This window comes from Bradyrhizobium genosp. L (assembly GCF_015624485.1).
Classification (GTDB): domain Bacteria; phylum Pseudomonadota; class Alphaproteobacteria; order Rhizobiales; family Xanthobacteraceae; genus Bradyrhizobium.
Map to the genome: position 1 here is coordinate 2,959,717 of NZ_CP061378.1, position 18,350 is coordinate 2,978,066.

The 18,350-nt window shown below is 64.6% G+C and carries 17 protein-coding genes; 6 read left to right on the plus strand and 11 right to left on the minus strand.

Annotated elements, in window-relative coordinates:
* The first annotated feature begins 5 nt into the window (after positions 1 to 5).
* Genes IC762_RS13745 through IC762_RS13755 form a run of 3 tightly spaced genes read left to right on the plus strand, consistent with a single transcriptional unit; the run spans position 6 to position 4,187 of the window.
* A complete protein-coding gene (locus tag IC762_RS13745; protein WP_195789310.1) occupies positions 6 to 1,025 on the plus strand; it encodes an alpha/beta fold hydrolase in 1,020 nt (339 codons plus the stop codon).
* A 48-nt stretch (positions 1,026 to 1,073) separates the two neighbouring features.
* Positions 1,074 to 1,886, plus strand: coding sequence for a CbbQ/NirQ/NorQ/GpvN family protein (locus IC762_RS13750; protein WP_283816357.1), 813 nt, complete (start codon positions 1,074 to 1,076; stop codon positions 1,884 to 1,886).
* Positions 1,887 to 1,895: 9 nt separating this feature from the next.
* Complete coding sequence (locus IC762_RS13755) at positions 1,896 to 4,187, plus strand: nitric oxide reductase activation protein NorD (RefSeq protein WP_195789312.1); 2,292 nt, start codon at positions 1,896 to 1,898, stop codon at positions 4,185 to 4,187.
* A gap of 5 nt (positions 4,188 to 4,192) precedes the next feature.
* Here the strand turns inward: IC762_RS13755 and IC762_RS13760 are convergent, their stop codons facing one another.
* From IC762_RS13760 to IC762_RS13790, 7 genes are read right to left on the minus strand one after another with little or no spacing between them, the layout of a single operon-like run.
* Positions 4,193 to 4,720, minus strand: a complete 528-nt coding sequence (locus tag IC762_RS13760; RefSeq protein WP_195789313.1) for a MarR family winged helix-turn-helix transcriptional regulator — start codon at positions 4,718 to 4,720, stop codon at positions 4,193 to 4,195.
* A 20-nt stretch (positions 4,721 to 4,740) separates the two neighbouring features.
* Positions 4,741 to 5,469 (minus strand): SDR family NAD(P)-dependent oxidoreductase, encoded by a 729-nt coding sequence (locus IC762_RS13765; RefSeq protein ID WP_210338438.1) that lies wholly within the window; start codon positions 5,467 to 5,469, stop codon positions 4,741 to 4,743.
* 13 nt (positions 5,470 to 5,482) lie between these two features.
* Entirely contained in the window at positions 5,483 to 5,995 is a 513-nt protein-coding gene (locus IC762_RS13770) for an aromatic-ring-hydroxylating dioxygenase subunit beta (protein ID WP_195789315.1), read from the minus strand.
* Between the two features lies 1 nt (position 5,996).
* Positions 5,997 to 7,310: an aromatic ring-hydroxylating dioxygenase subunit alpha gene (locus IC762_RS13775; protein ID WP_195789316.1), complete on the minus strand. Its 1,314-nt coding sequence runs from the start codon at positions 7,308 to 7,310 to the stop codon at positions 5,997 to 5,999.
* A gap of 13 nt (positions 7,311 to 7,323) precedes the next feature.
* A complete protein-coding gene (locus tag IC762_RS13780) occupies positions 7,324 to 8,286 on the minus strand; it encodes a PDR/VanB family oxidoreductase (RefSeq protein WP_195789317.1) in 963 nt (320 codons plus the stop codon).
* 3 nt (positions 8,287 to 8,289) lie between these two features.
* Entirely contained in the window at positions 8,290 to 9,834 is a 1,545-nt protein-coding gene (locus IC762_RS13785) for an indolepyruvate oxidoreductase subunit beta family protein (RefSeq protein ID WP_195789318.1), read from the minus strand.
* Positions 9,831 to 11,993, minus strand: a complete 2,163-nt coding sequence (locus IC762_RS13790) for an indolepyruvate ferredoxin oxidoreductase subunit alpha (RefSeq protein WP_195789319.1) — start codon at positions 11,991 to 11,993, stop codon at positions 9,831 to 9,833. Before IC762_RS13790 ends, IC762_RS13785 begins: the two co-directional genes overlap by 4 nt.
* A 294-nt stretch (positions 11,994 to 12,287) precedes the next feature.
* On the opposite strand from IC762_RS13790, the gene IC762_RS13795 reads away from it, so the two are divergent.
* The 3 genes from IC762_RS13795 (at position 12,288) to IC762_RS13805 (ending at position 14,770) form a co-directional block, all read left to right on the plus strand.
* Positions 12,288 to 13,379: an NAD/NADP-dependent octopine/nopaline dehydrogenase family protein gene (locus tag IC762_RS13795; RefSeq protein ID WP_195789320.1), complete on the plus strand. Its 1,092-nt coding sequence runs from the start codon at positions 12,288 to 12,290 to the stop codon at positions 13,377 to 13,379.
* 32 nt (positions 13,380 to 13,411) lie between these two features.
* Positions 13,412 to 14,353, plus strand: a complete 942-nt coding sequence (locus IC762_RS13800) for a 3-hydroxybutyryl-CoA dehydrogenase (protein ID WP_246801654.1) — start codon at positions 13,412 to 13,414, stop codon at positions 14,351 to 14,353.
* Positions 14,354 to 14,536: 183 nt separating this feature from the next.
* Positions 14,537 to 14,770, plus strand: coding sequence for a hypothetical protein (locus IC762_RS13805; protein ID WP_195789322.1), 234 nt, complete (start codon positions 14,537 to 14,539; stop codon positions 14,768 to 14,770).
* A gap of 134 nt (positions 14,771 to 14,904) precedes the next feature.
* Here IC762_RS13805 and IC762_RS13810 read toward each other — a convergent pair whose 3' ends face one another.
* The 4 genes from IC762_RS13810 to IC762_RS13825 all read right to left on the minus strand — a co-directional run bounded on the left by IC762_RS13810 (position 14,905) and on the right by IC762_RS13825 (position 18,321).
* The gene (locus IC762_RS13810) at positions 14,905 to 15,162 is read right to left on the minus strand and encodes a hypothetical protein (RefSeq protein WP_195789323.1); all 258 of its coding nucleotides are present in this window, start codon (positions 15,160 to 15,162) and stop codon (positions 14,905 to 14,907) included.
* A 937-nt stretch (positions 15,163 to 16,099) separates the two neighbouring features.
* Complete coding sequence (locus IC762_RS13815) at positions 16,100 to 16,417, minus strand: DoxX family protein (RefSeq protein WP_195789324.1); 318 nt, start codon at positions 16,415 to 16,417, stop codon at positions 16,100 to 16,102.
* Between the two features lie 3 nt (positions 16,418 to 16,420).
* Positions 16,421 to 17,377, minus strand: coding sequence for an NAD-dependent epimerase/dehydratase family protein (locus tag IC762_RS13820; protein ID WP_195789325.1), 957 nt, complete (start codon positions 17,375 to 17,377; stop codon positions 16,421 to 16,423).
* 35 nt (positions 17,378 to 17,412) lie between these two features.
* Positions 17,413 to 18,321 carry a LysR family transcriptional regulator gene (locus tag IC762_RS13825; protein ID WP_195789326.1) on the minus strand — a complete coding sequence of 303 codons (909 nt, stop codon included), beginning with the start codon at positions 18,319 to 18,321 and terminating at the stop codon, positions 17,413 to 17,415.
* Positions 18,322 to 18,350: the final 29 nt, after the last annotated feature.

Sequence of the window (18,350 nt, forward strand, 5' to 3'; positions counted from 1 at the left end):
CATCGATGAGCCTCGACTATCAGATATATGATCTCGGCAATCTGACCCTGCAGCGCGGCGCGACGCTGCGCGACTGCAAGCTCGCTTACAAGACGTTCGGGCAGCTCAATGCGGCCAAGGACAACGTGATCGTCTATCCGACCTGGTATTCCGGCCAGCACTACGACAATGAGTGGCTGGTCGGCCCCGGAATGGCGCTCGATCCCGCAAAATACTTCATCATCATCCCCAACATGCTCGGCAACGGCTTGTCGTCGTCGCCGAGCAACACGCCGGAGCCCTATAACGGGCCGCGCTTCCCGCAGGTCACGGCCTGCGACAATGTGCGGGCCCAGCACCGGCTGGTGACCGAGAAATTCGGCATCGAGCACATCCGCATGGTGGTCGGATGGTCGATGGGCGCCTTGCAGACGTTCCATTGGGGCGCGCTGTACCCCGACATGATGGATTTGCTGGCGCCATTCTGCGGCTCGGCGAAATGCTCCCGCCACAACATCGTCTTCCTTGAAGGCGTCAAGGCAGCGCTGACGGCGGACGCTGCCTGGAAGGAGGGCTGGTACACCGAGAAGCCGGCCCGCGGCCTGCGCGCCGCCGCGCGCGTCTATGCCGGCTGGGGCTTTTCGCAGGCCTTCTATCGCGAACAGCTCGATATCAAGACGTTGGGCTATTCCTCGCTGGAGGATTTTCTGGTCGCTTTCTGGGAGGGCTTCTTCCTGCCGAAGGATCCGAACAATCTGCTGACCATGCTGTGGACCTGGCAGAACGGCGATATCAGCGACAACGAGCTCTACAAGCGCGACTTCAAGGCCGCGCTCGGCGCCATCAAGGCCAGGACCTATGTGATGCCGGGGCAGACCGACCTCTATTTCCCACCCGAGGACAGCGAGTTCGAGGTCGCGAACATGCCGAACGCCAAGTTCGTGCCGGTGCCGTCGATCTGGGGCCATTTCGCGGGCGGGCCGGGAACCAATCCGGTCGACGTCGGCTTCATCGACGCCAGGCTGAAGGAGCTGCTCGCATCGTGACGCCGCTCCTTGCGACATGCCGTCAGCGCGATCATGGGGGACGTCAGCTTGTCCAACCCCGCACTGCTGCTTGATCAGTACCGCATCCCTGACGAGCCGTATTATCGGCCGCTCAGGGACGAGGTCGAATTGTTCAGCGCGGCCTATGCGAGCCGCATGCCGGTGATGCTGAAAGGGCCGACCGGCTGCGGCAAGACCCGTTTCATCGAGTACATGGCCTGGCGGCTCGGCCGTCCGCTGATCACGGTGGCCTGCCACGAGGACATGACGGCGGCCGACCTGGTCGGGCGCTGGCTGCTCGATGCGCAGGGCACCGTGTGGAGCGATGGTCCGCTCACGACCGCGGTGCGGTTGGGCGCGATCTGCTATCTCGACGAGATCGTCGAGGCGCGGCAGGACACCACGGTCGTGATCCATCCCCTGACCGACGATCGTCGGGTGCTGCCGCTGGAAAAGCGGGGAGAGTTGATCCACGCGCATTCCGATTTCCAGCTCGTGATCTCCTACAATCCCGGCTATCAGAGCGCGATCAAGGACCTCAAGGAATCCACCAAGCAACGCTTCGCCGCGCTCGATTTCGGCTACCCCGATCACGCCGCCGAGACCGAAGTGGTCTCGCGCGAAGCCGGCATCGAACGCGAGATCGCCGACCTCCTGGTGAAGATCGCCGCGCACAGCCGCAATTTGAAGGGCCAGGGCCTCGACGAGGGGGCATCGACCCGGATGCTGATCAATGCCGGTCGGCTGATCGGATGCGGCATCAACCTCGACAAGGCGTGCGAGACCACGATCGTCGTTCCCCTGACCGATGATGCGGACACCAGGAACACGTTGCGCGACGTGATCTCGGCCTGCGCCTAGGACAGAAGCGTGGCGGTCGCGCACATCAGTTCGCTCGAAAACATCCGCTCCGGCCGCAGGCTGGCGGAAGTTCTGCGCGGCCATGATGATATCGGCACAGCGGTACGGACGACGCGCGCGACGCTTGAGGGCCGGCCCGAACTGGCCAATCGCCTCGCGATTTGGGACGTGGCCGTGCGCGGCCTGTTCGAGGCCAATCTCGGCGAGGCCGTGGTCTTCAACTTTCTGCGGCTGTCGGAGCACTGGCCGGCGCAGCGTTCGGCCCACGATCTGCTCGCGATCGGCCGCGGCGCTGCCGACATCGGCCGCAGCGCCGGAAGCCGCGTCGCCCATGCGGCGTTGACCGAACTGTCAAAGGTCCTGCCTCGGCTGGCAGGAGCAGGTGAGGTCACGACTGTGCTCGCTGCGCTTTGCGAACTCGCGGATGCCGGGCCGGAATCCGTGGGACTTGCGATTGTTCGCCTGGAGCAGTTGCTTGGGCACGCCAGCGCAGAGGATTTTTCCGCCTGGGTATCCGCCGGCCTGCGCGCTAGCGGAGGTCGCGCGGCGCGGCGACGGGCTTACTTCGCGCTCGACGACGCGCTCTCGGCACGCCTGTTTGCGCTGGGTCGTACCAGTGATGATTTCGCCCGGCTGGAGAAGCGCCTCGCGGCGACGATGACGGCGCTTTGGAACCGCAAGCCGCGCTTTCGCAAGCTCGCAATTGCGCCGACGCCGGTGCCGCGACGGACCTCGCTGGCGGGCGGCCTCGTCGGCTTGCCCGAGACGTTTGCCGGATTTGACGGCGCGCGCGCCGACGCCATCTATCTTGCGGCAGTCGCGCATGCCGGTGCGCATTTCGTGCATTCCACCGCGCGATTTCCGGTCGGCCGGCTGAAGGCGCTGCAGCTTGCGCTGGTCTCGCTGATCGAGGACGCCAGGGTGGAGACGCTGGCGCTGCGCGAGATGCCCGGCCTGCGCCGGCTGTGGCTGCCGTTTCACACCGCGACGCCGTCCGGCCAGGCCACCGCGGCAGGATTGATGACGCGGCTGGCGCGAGCGTTGATCGATCCGGGCTATCAGGATTCCGACGGCTGGGTCGCGAAAGGGCGGGCGCTGTTCGTCGCCGCCTCCGACCGCTGGAGCGATCCTGCCATCAGCCGCGAGATCGGCGGGCTGCTCGGCAACGACATCGGGCAGATGCGGCTGCAGTTCAACGCCAAGAGCTATGTCGTCGAACCCGCCTATCGCGACGATAATCTCGCGCTATGGGATTTCGGCGACCAGCCGGATAGCCCGACCGAGACGATCGAGCTTGCGGTGGATTCGGTGCGGATCGAGCAGCGCGAGGACGCAACCGGGCCGTCGCGCGATGACGACGCGAAGCCGGATGAGACGCTGCGTGCTCGCGCCAGCCAGGTTACTTTGCTAGACGGGCTTCCGGTCGCGACCTACCCGGAATGGGATTATGCCGCCGACATCGATCGGATGGACTGGACGACGATCCTGGAGGCGGATGCGGCCGCTTCCGCCGGAGCCGTTGCGCCGCCCGCGGAGTCGGAGGCGATGCGCAGCATCGCGCGGCTGACCCGTGACGCGTCGATCGGCCGCAGGCTCCGCCTCAAGGGCCAGCGCGACGGCGATGCGCTCGACATCGACGCTGCGATCGCGCTCGCGATCGAGCGCCGTGCCGGCCACCTCGGTGAATCCAGGGTCTACCAGCGCGACGCGCCGGGCCCGCGCGACCTTGCCATTCTCTTGCTGATGGACCTGTCGCAATCGACCGCCGATCGCGACCGCGCCGGCCGGACCGTGCTCGACGTCGAGCGCAAGGCCGCCGCGATCATGGCCACGGCGGTCAACGCGGCCAATGATGCGATCGCCGTGCATGGCTTCAGCTCGGATGGTCGCGAGCGCGTGCGCTATCTGCGGGTCAAGGGCTTTGACGAGCCGATGGACGCGGTGGTGCATTCCCGGCTCGCAAGGCTCGCGAGCGGCCATTCGACGCGGCTCGGCACCGCGTTGCGCCACGCCGGCGGCTATCTGGCGGGCCGCCGCGCCTTCCGCAAGGTGCTGCTGGTGCTGACGGACGGCGAGCCTTCGGACATCGATGTGCCCGACCCGCAATACCTCACCGAGGATGCGCGCCGCGCGGCGCAGCAGCTGCGGCGCGGCGGCATCGACATCTTCGCCTTTGGCATCGGCGGAGGCCGGTTTCACCAGCTCGACCGCATCTTCGGCGAGCGCCGCGCGCTACGCGTGCCACGCATCGATGTGCTGCCGCAGCGGGTGATGCAGCTCTATGCGGAGTTGAAGAAATAGCTGCGTCAGGCGTGCTTGTCGAGCCGGCGCTTCAGCAAGGTCAGGTGTTGCAGCAGGTCGGATTGCGCGACCGGCGACAGCTCGCCGATCAGGGCGATCACCCATTCCTCGTGCCGGCGCGCCATCAGGCCGAATTCCCTGGCGCCGTCTTGCGACAACCGCAGGCGGAAGGTGCGGCGATCCTCGGGCGAGACCTCGCGATGGATCAACCCATCGGCTTCCAGCTTCTGCACCAGCGCGGTGATGGCGCCGTTCGAGACCATCAGGAGGTCGGACACCTCGGACATGCTCGCGCCCTCGGGATTGCGCGCGAGTTGCGCCAGCAAATCGAAGCGGGCGAGCGTGGTGTTGAACTCCTTGCGCAGCCGCGCGTTCAGCGCCTTCTCGATTCGGGTGGCGCAGGCAAGCAGCCGCAGCCAGATGCGCAGCTCGAGATGCGCACCATCGGAGTCCTGGGCGAGTTCGATAGGCCGCAGCGGAGGCGGCCGTGCGCTCTTGGGAGATCGGGCCTTTCGCTTGACCGTGGCATCCATGGCTGGCGTTCTCACACAAGCTAAATCGAAATCGACCCGATGCTGGCGCCGCCGCAGACGTAAAGCGTCTGCCCGGTGATGAAGTCGGCATCGGGTGAACTGAAGAATCTGACGGCTCGCGCAACGTCGCTGGATTTGCCGAGCCGGCCGAGCGGGATCGACTGTGCCAGCTTCCTCGCGCGCTCGGATTCCACCGACATCACGCTCTCGAACATCTCGGTGTCGCCGATCGGGCCGGGCGCCACGACATTGACCGTGATCCCGAACGGCGCGAGCTCCAGCGCCCAGGTCCGCGCCATGCCGATGATGCCGGCCTTGGTCGCGGAATAGACGGTGCGCGTGACGGCGCCGAGCGCCGCGCGGGACGACAGCAAGACGATGCGGCCGAAGCGCGCCCGTTTCATCGACGGCAGCGCAGCCTGGGCCAGCGCGATGGCGGCGCCGAAATGCAGCTGGGCGAGGGCGCCGACATCCTCGTCCTCGACCTCGTCCAGCAGCCTGGCGCGGATCGCGCCCGCATTGTGCACGACATGGGTGATCGCGACCTTCGCGGCGATCTCCGTCGCGATCTGCCGTGTTGCCGTCGCATCGAGCAGATCCACCTCATAGGCGGAGAGCTTCGGATGGCTCCAGTCCGGCTTGCGCCGCGACAGCGAGATCACGTCATAGTCCTCGGCAAGCAGGCTCTGCGCGATCGCCGCTCCGATCCCGGTATTGCCGCCGCTGACGATCGCCGTGTAATCAGCCACGCTTGTCGTCCTCCTACATGAAGAGCTGGATGTTGCCGAAGGCAGCATCGCAATTGATCAGGTCGACGCGCTTGAGCTTGATTCTGAGCCTGCCGTCCTCGACGCTGAGATGATGCGTGGCCCAGGCGGCATAGAGCGTTTGCTCGTCCATGCGGGTCTCGATGTAATGCATCGGGGTCCAGGTGACGTAGCTATTCGCCGCGGGATCGCGCGAATCCACCTGCGGCGTCTGCAGCACGTGATGGCAGCGGCTTTTCGGCTTCTGGCTGAAGGTCCGCGCGCCCTTGAGCCGTTCGACCCGGATCGAGAGCAGCAGCTTGTCCTCGTACATCAGCGAGCAGGTCAACCGCGGGTCGGTTTGATTCCATTCCAGCGGCATCCAGTAGTAGGCGTCGTCGGCGTACAGAGCGAGCCATTCGTCGAACCGCTGCTGATCGATCAGCCGCGCCTCGCGCACCACGAAGTCGATCAGTTCCTGATCGGTCGGGATTGCGTGGACGGCAGGGGATTCGGCGAGCATCGTCATCTCACATCCCCATCGTCATGAACTTGGTCCAGGCCCGGAACTGGTGACGCATCGGCCATTCGCTGGTGCCGTTGATCGCGACGTTGGTCTGGCCGGCCTCGTCGGGGCTGTATAGGCGCTGCAGATTGACCCATTCGTTGCCGTTGGAATGCAGCCCCTCCTGGGCGCGCTCGTACATTTCGAGATCGTCATGGCCGACGATCGAGGTCGGCGCGTTGATCAGGCGGTTGTACATCAACGTACGCTCGAGCAGCATGTCGGGCGCGTCGACCAGCTGGAACGTCCAGGACTCCACCAGTGTCTTGTTGGCCGCGATCGGCTTGAACAGCCGCAACAGCTGGATCGGCCCCTTGATCATGATGTTGGGGAAGTAGACCGTGTTGTGCCTGGCCTCGCCGAGGATCGCCTTGGCGCGTTCCTCACCATAGGCCGCAATCATCTTCTCGAAATAGCCCGGCACCGCCGAGTAATCGGAATGGATCGAGTGATGCACGCCGGTATGGCCGTGGCCGTTGTCCCAGATCCGGATCCCCATGTTCTCGAAGAACTCGTAGGGACTCATGAAGGGGGCGATGATCTCGACCGCCATCGGCTTCTTGGTGCCGGGTGGGGCTTTCTTCCAGACCTCGACCACGGTGCCGGCGGAAGATTCATGCGCCACCATCGGATGGCAGGTGTCGGTCTGGTTCTCGACCAGCATCTTCCAGTTGCAGTTGTGCATGTAGCGCAGCACGCCGCCGGCAACCTTGAGCCGGCCGACCGGCGAGCGGTCGATCATGTTGTCGAAGCTCGACAGGCTGTCGCCGAAAAACTCCTCGAAATCGAGGCCGCCGTCATTGATCTTGGCGAACACGAAGCCGCGGTAATTCCTGACATGGCGCACCGGCGCCATGCCACCAGCCGCACGACTCTGCTCGAAACCGGTGTTCTCGTAGCCCTTCTTCAGGGGAATCGCCAGTAGCGAGCCGTCGGTCTTGAAGCTCCAGGCGTGATAGGGACAGCGGAAGAATTTTCCGGTGTTGCCGCAGGTCTCCGACGTGATGCGCGTGCCCTTGTGCGGGCAGCGGTTGTGCAGCACATGCACCTTGCCGTCGCTGTGGCGCACCAGCAGCACCGGCTGGGTGCCGATCGTGGTGCCGTAATAGTCGCCGGGATTGGGCACCTGGCTGTCGTGGCCGACATAGACCCAGCTGTTCGGGAACAGGTGCTCCATCTCGAGCCGAAACACGTCTTCGCTGACATAGACGTCGCGATGAACCTCCTGGTCGCGGACCAAAGCGCGGATCGCTTCGGAGTTGCCGGCATAGCTGGTCATGCGTGTTCCTCCCTCACAGGTCGAGCACGAGCTTCTTGGTCTTGGCGCGCGAGACACAGATCTGCATCACCTTGTTCGACGCCTTCTCGGCGTCGCTCAGGATGTAGTCGCGATGATCGGGGATGCCGTCGATCACGGCGGTCTGGCAGATCCCGCAATCGCCGCGCTTGCAGTCGTGGATCGGATCCTCGCCGGCCTCGATCAGCACGTCGAGGATGGTCTTGCCGGCAGGAATCTCGTAGATGCGGCCGCTGCTCTTCAGCTCGACCTCGAAGCTGCCGTCGCCGGATTTCTCTTCCGGAGCGGTGAAGATCTCGAAATGCAGCCGGCCCTGTGGCCAATTCAATTGTTTCGCCAGCGCGATCGCGGATTCGATCATCGGCAGCGGGCCGCAGAGATAGAGCGGCACGCCGGGCGCGAGCCGCGCCATCAGGCCTTCGAGATCGAAGAAGCGGCCGGCCTCGTCATCGGCGTGAATCGTTGCATTGGCGCCGGCGAGCCGCTCGATCTCGCCGAGAAAGGCGAGCTCGGCCCGGCTGCGGCCGGCGTAATGGAACGAGAACGGTCGGTTCGCGCCGCTGAGCTCGCAGGCCATCGTCAGCAGCGGCGTGACACCGATGCCGCCCGCGACCAGCGCCACTTCGCCGGCGCTTGCACCCGGCGAAAAATTGTTCGCCGGCGGCGAGACCGTCAGGCGATCGCCGATCTTGAGGCTGTGCATGTAGGTCGAGCCGCCGTGGCTCCTGGCTTCCTGCAGCACGGCGATGCGGTAACTGGTCGGATGCTCGGTCGCGCGGGATGAGTGGGTCTCGATCAGCGAATAGGAACGGCGACCGACATCGGGCAGATGCACATCGATATGGGCGCCGGCGGCCCAGCCAGGCATCGGCGCACCATTGGCGCGCGCCAGCACGAATTCGCGGATGCGCGGCGTCAACAGCTCGGTGTTCGACACGACGACTTCGAAGTGGTCCATGCTTCAAGCGTCCTCGAACAGCGTCTCGACGGTGCGCAGCGCGCCGTCGAGCTCGACGCCATCGGCGTCCTTCAGTGCGACCTTGACGAGCCGCTGCACCCATTCGGCGGCATCACGCCGCCCGGCCAGGCGGTCCGCGGCGCGCATCACCTTGTCGAATTTGGTTTCGCCTCGCGAGTGGGTGTCCGAATAGCCGCCGACGAGGCGGCGCGCCTCGCAGACGGCGGTCGCGAGCGCAGCGTCGGTCGCGGCGAGTTTCTGGATGCGCCGTGCCCAATCGTCGAGGTGGCGCGTCTCGCGCGCATGCCGCAGCGTGCCGCGGCGGAAGCGGCGCAGGCCGGCGACACAGTACAGCAGCAGGAAGGAGAGCGGCGCCGTGGTGCGAAGCTTGCGCCCGCGGTCGACCAACCTGGCGAGCCGTTCGCTGCGCTCGACCCTCTCGCCGAGCCGCGGCGGCAAGAGCCCGGCCATCTCCTCGATCCGTGGATGCATGAACTCGGTGATCGCCAGCACCTGATCGTCGCCGCTCCGCGCCTCGCGGCGCACCCGGTCGAAACGCGCGGCGCGCGTCTTGAGATCGGCGACCCGGATCACGTCGTCATAGGCCATCGCGATCGCGAGATACTTTGCGAAGGCTTGCAGCAGGCCGGTGGCGTCGCGCGGCATGGCTTCCAGCCGGTCGAGATACTCAGCCCCATAGGCGACGTCCTGATAATCGACCACCCGCTGCAGGCCGGCGGCGACGATTCCGTGCAGTTCGCCGGGCAATTTCTGCGCGCGCGCGACCAGGGCGTCGTAGCCGGCGTGACCGATCGGCTCCAGCTTTGGTAACCGCTTGGCGAGCGGCGGCTTCGCGGTGGGCTTGATCGTCGGGTCCTGCTTGAGCTCGGCGATGGCGCGCTCGCGGCCGGCGGCGAACGCGCGCAGGCTGGCATCGACGCCGACACCCGCGGCGCGGATGGTTTCCTCGAAATCCTGCGTCGCGAACGGCAGGGCCGCGGAGCCTGCCAGGGCGCCGAACAACACCGCGGAGACCGCGCTGCCGGTGGCATCGGCAATCTCGGCCATGTCGAAGGCGATGAAGCGGTTGGCCGCGACATTGGCGGCGTCATAGACCTGCGAAGCGTCGGCGGTGCCGTCGCCCGGCGCCGTCTTCTCGATCACGGCGAGCGAGCGGTGCGAGGAGCCGATCAGCAGGGTGCGGTCGGGCGAGACCAGGCCGCGCAGCATGGCGCGGCCGGCTTCCATCAATTCGGCGCCGATCACGATGTCGACCTTGCCCGGCGCCGGCATCAGCGACAGCACAGGATGGCGGTCAGGTTTGCTCGCGTCAGGCGCGATCATTTCGATGTAGTAGATGGTGGCGCCGGTGCGCTGCGCGACACCGGGCACCGACGTCGATTGCGCGTACCAGCCGCGGCGTTCGGCGAGCGCCACGATCCAGTCGACCAGGACGCCGCCGCCTTGGCCGCCCATCGCCAGCACCGCGATGCTGATCGGGCGTGCCTGGCTGAGGCCGACAGAGGAGGGCGCGATGGCGACGTTCATGCCGCCTCCTGCTCGAACATGACGCGCCGGCCGGCCCGCCAGCGCTGCAACGCGCCGATCATGCGGCGCCAGAGCCGGTCGAACCACACTTCGGACGCGCTCGGATTGGACACGATGTCGGCGCGATAGAACGAGGGGCACAGCACGGCGGCGTCGGCGACCTCACCGCAGTGACCGCAGCCGACGCATGAATTGTCGACGGCGGCGACCGGATTGTCCTTCAGCGGATCGCTGGTCGGCTTCACCGACAGCGAGGGGCAGCCGGACAGGCGGATGCAGGCGTGGTCGCCGGAGCAGACGTCCTCGTCCACACCAAAACGTTCGCGCACGACCCGCTCGCCACGCTTGGCCGCGGCCGCCGCCAAAGGTTTCACGCGCCGCTGCTTGTTCAGCATGCACTCGGACGAGGCGACGATGATCTTCGGTCCCTTCTCCTCCGTGGTCAGCGCCTCGCGCAAAGTGTCGCGCATCCGTGTCACGTCGTAGGTACGGTCGATCTGGCGCACCCACTTGGCTCCGACGCCCTTCACCGCCTCGACGATCGGATGCTTGGTCGAGCGCGAACGGTTGTCGGCGCGCGAGGAGGGGATGTCCTGGCCGCCGGTCGCGGCGGAATAGTAATTGTCGACCACCACGATCACGCCGTCGTGCTGGTTGAAGACGGCGTTGCCGATGCCGCTGGTCAGCCCGTTGTGCCAGAAGCCGCCGTCGCCCATCATCGAGATCGAGCGCTTGGCCGCGGGAACGTTGAACGCCGAGGCCGAGGCGGGGCCGAGCCCGTAGCCCATCGTGGTGGCGCCGATATTGAACGGCGGCAGGATCGAGAACAGATGGCAACCGATATCGGCGGCGATGTGGTGCGGGCCGAGCTCCTTTTCCACGAGCTTCATCGCGGAGAAGATCGGCCGCTCCGGACAGCCGGTGCAGAAGCCCGGCGGCCGCGGCGGCACCACGTCGGCCAGTGCGCGGATCTTGTCGTCGACCTCGACCTGGTCGATGTTCGGCGCGCGCGCGGCATCCGGCAGCGCGTCGGAGCGCCAGCGGCGGACGAAGGCACCGATCGCCTGGCTCATGACCTGCGCGGTGTACTCGCCGGCCATCGGGAGCAGGTCCTTGCCGTGCAGCTTCGCCGGAATGTCGGCATTGCGCAGGATCTTGTGCAGCGCCTGCTCGATGAATTCGGGCTGGCCTTCCTCGACCATCAGCACCGCCTTCTTGCCGCGGCAGAACTCAATCACCTCGCGGTCGACGATCGGGTAGGTCACGTTCATCACATAGAGCGGAACGCGGGTCTCGCCCCAGATGTCGGCAAGGCCGGCTTCGCGCAGCGCCGTGACGACGCCGTTATACATGCCGCCCTGCATGATGATGCCGATATCGTCGAGATCGCCGTTGAACGTCTCGTTCATGCCGCGAGCATGGATGAACTCGACCGCCGCGGGCCAGCGTTTCTCGACCTTCTCCTTCTCGTGCAGATAGGAGGCCGGCGGCAGCACGATGCGGTTGGTGTTGCGCTGCGGCTGCTCGAGCGCGCGCGACAACGGAAAACTGGGGCGGACATTGTCGCGGGTGGCAAAGCGGCCATGGACGTGGCAGGCGCGAATCCGCACCTCCAGCATCACGGGCGTATTCGATGCCTCGGATAGCTCGAAGCAATCATGCACGGCCTTGGCGATCGAGGCGACGTCGGGCCGCGGATCGACCAGCCAGAGCTGCGACTTCATCGCGAAGGCGTGCGAGCGCTCCTGCATGATGGAGGAGCCTTCGCCGTAATCCTCGCCGATGATGATCAGGGCGCCGCCGGTCACCCCGCCCGAGGTGAGGTTGGCGAGCGCGTCGGAGGCGACGTTGATGCCGACTGGCGCCTTGAATGTGACCGCGCCGCGGATCGGATACATCACCGATGCGGCCAAGGTCGCCGCCGCGGTCGCCTCGCTGGCGCTGGTCTCGAAGTGCACGCCGAGATCGGAGAGGATATCCTGCGCGTCCGACAGCACGTCCATCAGATGCGAGATCGGCGCGCCCTGGTAGCCGCCGACATAGCTGACGCCGCATTCGAGCAGGGCCTTGGTGATGGCGAGGATGCCTTCGCCGCGGAATTCCTGGCCGGCGCCGAGCTTGAGGTCCTCCACCTCGCGCGCGAAAGAGCGTTCTGCCATGCTCGTCTCCTCGGGCCTTCCACGGTATCCCGTGCGACCGAAACTAGTTTAGACATCAAACAAAAATGAAGTCAATCGAAGTTGCGCCTTTGGCTGCGCGACGGTGCAGCAGCTCGATTTTTGCGCACAATGAGGCTTGTTTCGTAGAATTTGCACGCAGGGCTGTGGCTCCGCGAAACGAGCGGCTTGCTTGACATGATATTTTAAGAGTGAAACATTATCGCGCGCGCCGCATTCCGCAGGAACAGAACGGCAAACCACGCCAGCGTGACGATTTTGAAGCGGGAGGACGTCTTGAAGATCGCAGTGTTGGGTGGGGGAAATGGTTCGTTCGCCGCGGCCGGCGATCTCGCGCTGGCCGGGCACGAGGTCCGTTTGTGGCGGAGGAATTCCAGCGACGTCGAGGCGCAGCGTGCCCAGGGCGGCACGATCACGGTGATCGACCGGTCGGGCCGCCGCGAAGTCCGGCTCGCGGTCATCACGGCTTCGATCGCGGAGGCGATCGAATCGGCCGATCTCATCCTGTGTCTGACACCCGCCTTCGCGCAGGCCGCGATCGCAGATCTTGCCGCGCCGCATTTGCGCGATGGCCAGGTCGTGTTCCTGCCGCCGGGCACGTTCGGCTCCTACATCTTCGCCCGCGCCGCGCGCGAGGCGGGCAATCGTGCGGAGATCGCGACCGCGGAGACCGGGACGTTGCCGTGGCTTGCGCGCAAGCAGGGCCCGTATGCGGTTCGTATTTCGGGCCGGGGCGCGCGGTTGCCGACCGGCGTGTTTCCGTTGCGCTCGGCCCGTCACGCGTTGGAGGTGATCGGACGCGCGTTTCCGAATGCGATCGAGCCCTGCGGCGACGCGCTTTCCGGTGCCCTGATGAATGCCGGCCCGATCATCCATCCGCCGCTGATCACGATGAATGCCGGGCCGATCGAACATTTCGACAAATGGGACATTCACAAGGAGGGAACCCAGCCCGCGATCCGTCGCGTCACCGATGCGCTCGATGCCGAGCGCATCGCCATCCGTGAGGCGCTCGGCTATGGCGGGCCGCATTTCCCGCTCGCCGATCACTATTCGCGCGACGGCGAGCCCTGGATGTATGCGCGCGATGCACACGAGGAACTCACGGATTCCGGCGACTGGTCGGAACGCCTGGTTCTGGTCGCGCACCGCTACATGCTGGAGGATCTGCGCCTCGGCCTATCCTTCTTCGCGTCGGTAGCGGGGCTTGTCGGCGTGCCGACGCCGCTCGCGAAGGCGTTCCTCGCGATCGGCTCTGCCATCACTGGCGAGGATTTCGCGGTGACCGGACGAACCCTGTCTTCGCTCGGACTCGGGCATCTCGATCGGGCCGCGCTGCAATCCCTTCTCGTCGAGGGCTTCAGATGAAACCGCTGATCGGATGCCTCGGCGCCGGGCGCATGGGCCGTGGCATTGCCGTCGTGTTCGCGTTTGCCGGCCATCGGGTTGTCATCGTCGACTTCAAGGAGCGCGATGCGGGTGCGTTCGATGCGCTGGCCGCCGAGGCGCGGGCAGAGATCCGAGCGACGCTGGAGATCCTCTCGCGGATCGATCTCCTCCCGGCGGAACTGGTTCCGGCGATAGCCGACCGCATCACGATTTTGCCGAGGCAACAAGCGGCGAGGGTGTTGCCAGATTGCGACGTCATCTTCGAAGGCATGCCCGAAATCCTCGCGCTGAAGCAGGCGGCGCTGGCCGAGGCCTCGCGGCTGGCCGGCGAACGCCCGATCATCGCCTCGACGACATCGACGATCCTGGTCGACGATCTCGCCGGCGCGATCGAACATCCCGGCCGCTTCCTCAACGCGCACTGGCTCAATCCGGCCTATCTGGTGCCGCTGATCGAGCTATCGCCGGGCAAGCTCACCGCTTCAGAGACCACGGCGCGGATGAAAGCGCTGCTCGAAGGCATCGGCAAGGTCCCGGTGGTCTGTGCGGCGCGGCCGGGCTTCATCGTGCCGCGGATCCAGACGCTGGCGATGAACGAGGCTGCGCGCATGGTGGAGGAGGGCGTTGCATCGGCGGAGGATATCGACAAGGCCATCATCCACGGCTTCGGTTTCCGCTTCGCGGTGCTCGGCCTGCTCGAATTCATCGACTGGGGCGGCGGCGACATCCTGCACCACGCCAGCCGCTATCTGGTTGAGGCGCTCGGCGACGGCCGCTACGCCGCGCCCGACATCATCGCCGCGAACATGCGCGACGGGCGCATCGGCATGAAGACCGGTCAGGGCTTCATGAACTATGACGGCGTCGATCACGCCGCCTACCGCGAAAAACGCCTCGCAGCCTTTGCCGCGGCGCTGCGGGCGATGGGCCTCGCCCGCGATCCCGTCGCGTGACGCACGCTCGGTCTCGGCGGGCCAGAGCTGGGGCGTGTATTCCCAAATCCGCCCTGTCGGCTTTAGCCCCTAAAGCCAGACGTTGCCGGGCGACCGCGGTATGTCGGTTTTGGGCCATGAGCCGACATCGGAACGTGCGTCATGATATGAGAAAGCCACCAACCGCCCAGTCATGAGGTTCGTATGATAACCGACCGTAACGCGCTATCCGCTGATGTCGAATACATCATCGACGCAAATGGTACAAAGACCGTTCTGGTGGTCGAAACCCCCTTGCAACTGGACCCTCCCGAGATCGATTTCGATAAGGCGGCAGTGGATGCGCTTCGCTCTGATCTGGAGCAGCATCGTGCGTCGAATCCCTACATCGACGCTGTCCGGCTCGCCGGAGACGGCTCGGACAAGCGGAGCAAATAACGATAACCGGAACACTCGGCGAGCACCGAATTAGGACTATCCCCTAAGCTCGTCGAGTCATCGCATGTCCGCAACGGGCCAGAAGCGGACGTTCGCAATTTGAAGCAGGCTGCCAACTGATCGCGTAATCCAGCTCATTTGATGAGGAGCTTCCGTGCATCTTCCACCGCTCGATCCAAGCGTATGCGGCGCTTACCTTGGCCTAGTTCTTCGCGATATTGACTAAGAGAGAAAACACGAAGTTCTTTGACGGTCATCGCCCCAGCAGCGCGCGGAATCTCAAAAGTAACAACCGTCCGGTCATCGATGAGCGCAGTGTATATGTCTTCGTATTGCTCTGAAATATGGTTTAACACATGAAAGACCGTGCCACCTTCGCCATTGGCCGCCATGAGGCTTATCAAATCGGCGTCTCGACTACTTTCTTGCGGGTGCAAGGTGCGAGACTTGTATTTGTCATGGTGCCCTTGCGGTGACATCCGTCTAACCCCTCTCATCCCTTCGGACGAAAATGACAGCGTAGACCGAAGTCTGCAATGGGTCATTGGCCGACCTCATCCCGGACACTCGTAGGTCCGCTAGGGGCCAGAAGCGAAGTCGTCCTTAAGCGCCGCCGGTAACCTGAAGCCAAAGGATGTACAGCCCAAGCCCAGTCGAAAACCAAAGGACAAAACAGAAGATCAGCCTAAAAAGGTCGCTGTCACTACGCCGATAATAGGAACGATCCGGGTTGGCTATCTGCTTTTCTTCACGGATCAGCTTGCCAGCACCCCGCGCGAGGGCCAATGTTCCGATCATAATCCAGAGTTGCAGTAGGCTGAACATGCACCCATACGCTATAATCCACATGTCAACCATTCACCCGACCGAACGATAAACTTTGATTGAACAGGCGAGAAGTCGGCTTTGGGTCAAAAGCCGCCCATGGTGGCCAAACCGGCTGGCGTCCGCTCTGCCAAAATGAGCTGACGTGCTGATGGACGGGTAGACCTTCGGCTTCGGGCCAGAAACTGAGAAAAGCGGCAACGCCGATTGCCAGCACTCCTGCTTTCATGGGAAAGGATGTACTTTCCAACTTCGCAGCATCTATCGGCAAGAGCAACTGGCTCCGAGGCGCGGGCGGAGATCCGATCGACGCTGGAGATCCTCTCGCGGATCGATCTCCTCCCGACGGAACTCGTTCCGGCGATAGCCGGTTGCTCCAGATCGTCGTCTGCGGCGTCAAGGAATATCCGGGCAATCCGACGGTTGAAGCCTAAGGGGACTCGTTCTCCTTCGGAATTCAAGCCGATCGGCGGCTCCCCCAAATGCCTGGAAGCCATCGATCTTTCAAGAAATCCGAATCGCCATCAGCAGCAACGCAGCAAAGCAACCGATCGGCGCGAGATGGGAAAACTCCCGATGTCGCAGGATGGTCAAAGCTGCCGCCGCGAGAATGGCGGCGCAGAGGGTCAAACCTGCTGCACGGGTTGCCGGTAGTGCGACCAGGATTGCGGCCGATATCTCCAATCCCCCGGTGACTCGGCACCACCACGCGGGATACCCCCATCGAACAAAGTTGCTCCGCGTCGTCGATGTCGCGATCGCATTGAACAGACCTGCACAGGCGAAGGCTGCGGCGAGCAGCCAAATGAATGTCGTGTGCATGGCTTAAGCAACCGCCAGGGCATATGCGCGCAATTCGTCGATGATCGATGCCCGCCGGGGCTTCCAGCCGAGTTCGCGCTTTGCCTTCTCGCCCGAGATGATCTGATCGGAGGCGATCGCATCGGCAAAGCCCCAGAGGACCTTGCGCGCCTCGTCGAGCGGCCATGCCGCTACCCGACCCCCGGCACCGCCTAACTCGCTTGCTGCGCGTGCGATCTCGATGAGCCGCGGCGGCGAACCGTGCGCGCCATTGAAGACGGATCCCGCCGGTGCCCGTTCGAGCGCAAGCGCATAGAGCTCGGCCAGATCGTCGGCATGCACGGTCGACCAGCGATTTTGACCATCACCGACATGAAGCGCCGCGCCATGTTCCTTGGCCGCTGCGACCATCATCATCGCGGCGCCGCCCCAGTTGCCGTATACCCAGGCAGGCCGGATCACGACCGGATGGACGCCCTCGGCTGCGGCCGCCAGGATCTCGCGTTCCAGCGCCTGGCGCCAGCGGACCATCTCGACCGGGTTGAGGGAAGTGTCCTCGGTCGCCGACGTGTCGCCCGTGGAGCCGTAGACCAAGCTGCCACTGGTATAGATGAAGCGCTTACCCGTTCCGCGCTGCGCTTCGAGGATTGCGCGCGTTGCAATCTCATCGAGCGACGCAGCGTTGTGGTCGTTGGGCGAAGCGGCATGGACGACGGCGTCCACGCCCCGCACCGCCGAGGCCAGGCTCGCCGGGTCGGCAAGCTCACCTCTCTCCACCACGAAGCCCAGGTCCACTAGCTTGGCCGCACTGGCTTCCGACCGGGCAAGCCCTACGACTTCATGACCTCCCTCTTTCAATCGATGCGCTACCGCACCGCCGATCAAGCCAGTCGCGCCTGTTACCAAAACTCGCATGTCGATCACCTCTTCTATTTCGGTGAATCCAACAAAGCGGAACGGCGATGCGGATGGAAATCGCAAGTCCTGATGTGGCACTATCGATCAGACTGATGGCGTCAAGCCGACGCGGCGATCTTGGTGATGATGCCGCGCATCCAGGCGATTGCCCCATGCGTATCCGCCCGCCGGTGCCACATCAAATGGAGTGGCCAGGTGGGCAATTCGAGCGGCGGAGCATACACCGTTATTCCAGCTCCGGTATCAGCGAACCTTCGTGCAATCCGGGAGGCCAGCGTCGCGACCATGTCGGTTCCGGCGATCACGAAAGGTGCGGCCAGAAATTGCGGCAGGCTCAGCACGATGCGCCGTTCGAGGCCGAGATCGGCAAGCTTTCGATCGACGATCCCGGAACGGTCGCCTTCGGGAGAAACCAGAAGATGCGGCGCTGCTGCGAAAGCCTCGATGCTTGGACCACCTGCGAACGCCGGGTGTCCCTCTCGCACGACGCAGGCAAAACTCTCGAAAAACAGCGGGCTGCTCATGATGCGCGCTGACGTCTCGACGGGGAAACCGATCGCGAGGTTCGCCTCGCCGCTATCGAGCAGGGTGATAGCTTCATCGCGTCCGAACATCCCGCAGACCCGCACGTTGATGTGGGGGGCATCGACGCTGAGGCGGGCCATGAGTGGCGGCAACAAGACGAACGCCGCATAGTCGGTCATCGCGAGCGTGACGGTATTGTCGGCCGTCGCGGGATCGAAGCTATCGGCCTGTAGCGCGCTCCGGAGGAGCCGGAGCGCGTCCGAGACGGGACCAGCAAGGTCATGGGCGCGGGGTGTCGGCTGCATGCCTGAAGGCGTTCGCACGAATAGCTCATCCCCAAGAAGCTCTCGCAAGCGCGTGAGTGCTCCGCTCATCGCCGACTGGCTGAGGCCGATCCGCGATCCGGCGCGCGTCACGTGACGCTCCGCGTACAGCGCATCAAAGGCCTTCATCAAGTTGAGGTCGAAGCCAGCTATATCCATGTGGCCGATCATAAGGGGATGCGCTCAAC